This is a genomic window from Neisseria iguanae (assembly GCF_003013245.1).
Taxonomy (GTDB): domain Bacteria; phylum Pseudomonadota; class Gammaproteobacteria; order Burkholderiales; family Neisseriaceae; genus Neisseria; species Neisseria iguanae.
Genome location: NZ_PXYY01000162.1, coordinates 1 through 1,969 on the forward strand (window position 1 = coordinate 1; position 1,969 = coordinate 1,969).

The window sequence follows — 1,969 nt, forward strand, 5'->3', positions numbered from 1 at the left end:
AGAAGGCACCGCCACTTACGACCGCCGCTGGCGTCCTGAAGCAGGTAAAACCCTGCCGCAGATTCCCGAAGGCATCGGGCCGGTGGTGCGTTTCAAAACCCCGCTGGAAGGCGCTACCGCGTGGTACGATTTGGTGAAGGGCAACATCAGCATTCCGAATGAAGCGCTGGATGACTTAATTATCGCCCGCGCCGACGGCACGCCGACCTACAATTTATGCGTGGTAGTGGACGATTACGACATGGGTGTAACCCACGTAATCCGCGGTGACGACCATGTCAACAATACCCCGAAACAAATCAATATCTTAAAAGCCATCGGCGCCACCCTGCCCGAATACGCCCACCTGCCGATGATTCTCAACGAACATGGCAAAAAAATCTCCAAACGCAGCGGTGACACTGTGGCGATTACCGATTTCGACGCGATGGGCATCCTGCCCGAAGCCATGCTGAACTATTTGGCACGCTTGGGCTGGGCGCATGGCGACAACGAGTTTTTTACGATGGAACAATTCATCGAATGGTTTGATTTGAAAGACGTTTCCCCGTCACCAAGCCGCATGGATTTGAAAAAACTCTACTGGATCAACGGCGAACACATCAAAATCACACCCAACGACCAATTAGCCGACCTGCTGAAAGCGCGTTTGGCTGTTCGCGGTTTGACCAACATCACCCGTCCGCCGCTGGAAGATGTATTGGCCTTGGTGAAAGACCGTGCGCAAGATTTAAATACCTTGGCCGACGAATGCCTGTATTTCTATCAAAAACAAACGCCGGCTGAAGCCGATGTGCAAAAACATTGGGACGATGAAGCCGCCGCGCGTATGCTGCGCTTTGCAGAAAAGCTCGAAGGTGTGGCCGACTGGAATGCCGAATCGGTTCATGATTTGTTCAAACCTTTCTGCGACGAAGAAAACATCAAAATGGGCAAACTCGGCATGCCGCTGCGCTTGGCTGTGTGCGGCACCGCCAAAACCCCGAGTGTGGACGAAGTATTGGCCTTAATCGGCAAAGAAGAAGTATTGCGCCGCCTCCGCAGCTAGCAGCTAGGTATGGAATAGGTTGCCGTACCGCATCACAGGCTGTCTGAAAGTAAAATTTTTCAGACGGCCTTTTTACTAAATTATAGGGGCTGAAGCAGATTAGCAGTCATGCCAGACGGCAAAAATAAAGATAACCAATTATAAATTAACAAAGAATGCCCAAAGAAAACTTCTCCGGTTTTTTATACCGGAAGTAATGGCCCGTGCAGCCGTTGATATTCTGGGTACCCAACCCGGTTGGGCTATGCTGTCCTACCGCAAAACCCGCCAAGTGACAGCCTGTCATTTGGCACAGGCAGCCGGCGGGGTTTTCAGAGAGGCCCCACCGGGCCGGACGGGGGTTATTTCGGCGGTCGGCGTAAAGGTAAACGCGGGCGTGCGGCATCTTAAAGCGGCAGGGAAAGGTCGGTACCGCCGTTGCGGGGAATAACGGAAAGGATGCCTTATTTCCGGTTATCAAACAGCAAACAACACCTGACGGCATTGTTTATACCGGTAGTGACAGGGGCCGTGACGTGCTTGATGCGGGCGGGTTCGCGCATCAGCGTATCAACCGTTCACAGCTTTTTGCAGACCGTCAAAACCCTATCGGCGGCATTGGAAATTGTTGGAACCGGGCGAAGTGCGTCTTGCGCAAATACAATGAGGTTGGCCGTAAATCTTGCCCGCTGTCCTTGAAAGGATGTGGGTTCCGCTTTGACTTTGGCGTACCGTCCGGGCAGCTTGAAATGCTGCGGAAATGGTGTGGTGTTTGGGGCTAATCTGCGTCAACCCCTTATTTATTTCTTCCGCACAATATGCCGTCTGAAACCATGTACCACGCGGTAGCGCCTTCCAGCGGGGTTTTGAAACGCACCACCGGCCCGATGCCTTCGGGAATCTGCGGCAGGGTTTTACCTGCTTCAGGACGCCAGCGGCGGT

At 53.1% G+C, this 1,969-nt stretch carries 1 protein-coding gene and 1 pseudogene; both read left to right on the forward strand.

Annotation, left to right across the window (positions count from 1 at the left end):
- Positions 1-1,048 (forward strand): glutamate--tRNA ligase (gene gltX, locus C7N83_RS13725; protein ID WP_106743270.1); only part of this gene is annotated, 1,048 nt, incomplete at its 5' end.
- Between the two features lie 124 nt (positions 1,049-1,172).
- Positions 1,173-1,809, forward strand: a pseudogene (locus C7N83_RS13730) (IS1595 family transposase).
- The last annotated feature ends 160 nt before the right edge of the window (positions 1,810-1,969 follow it).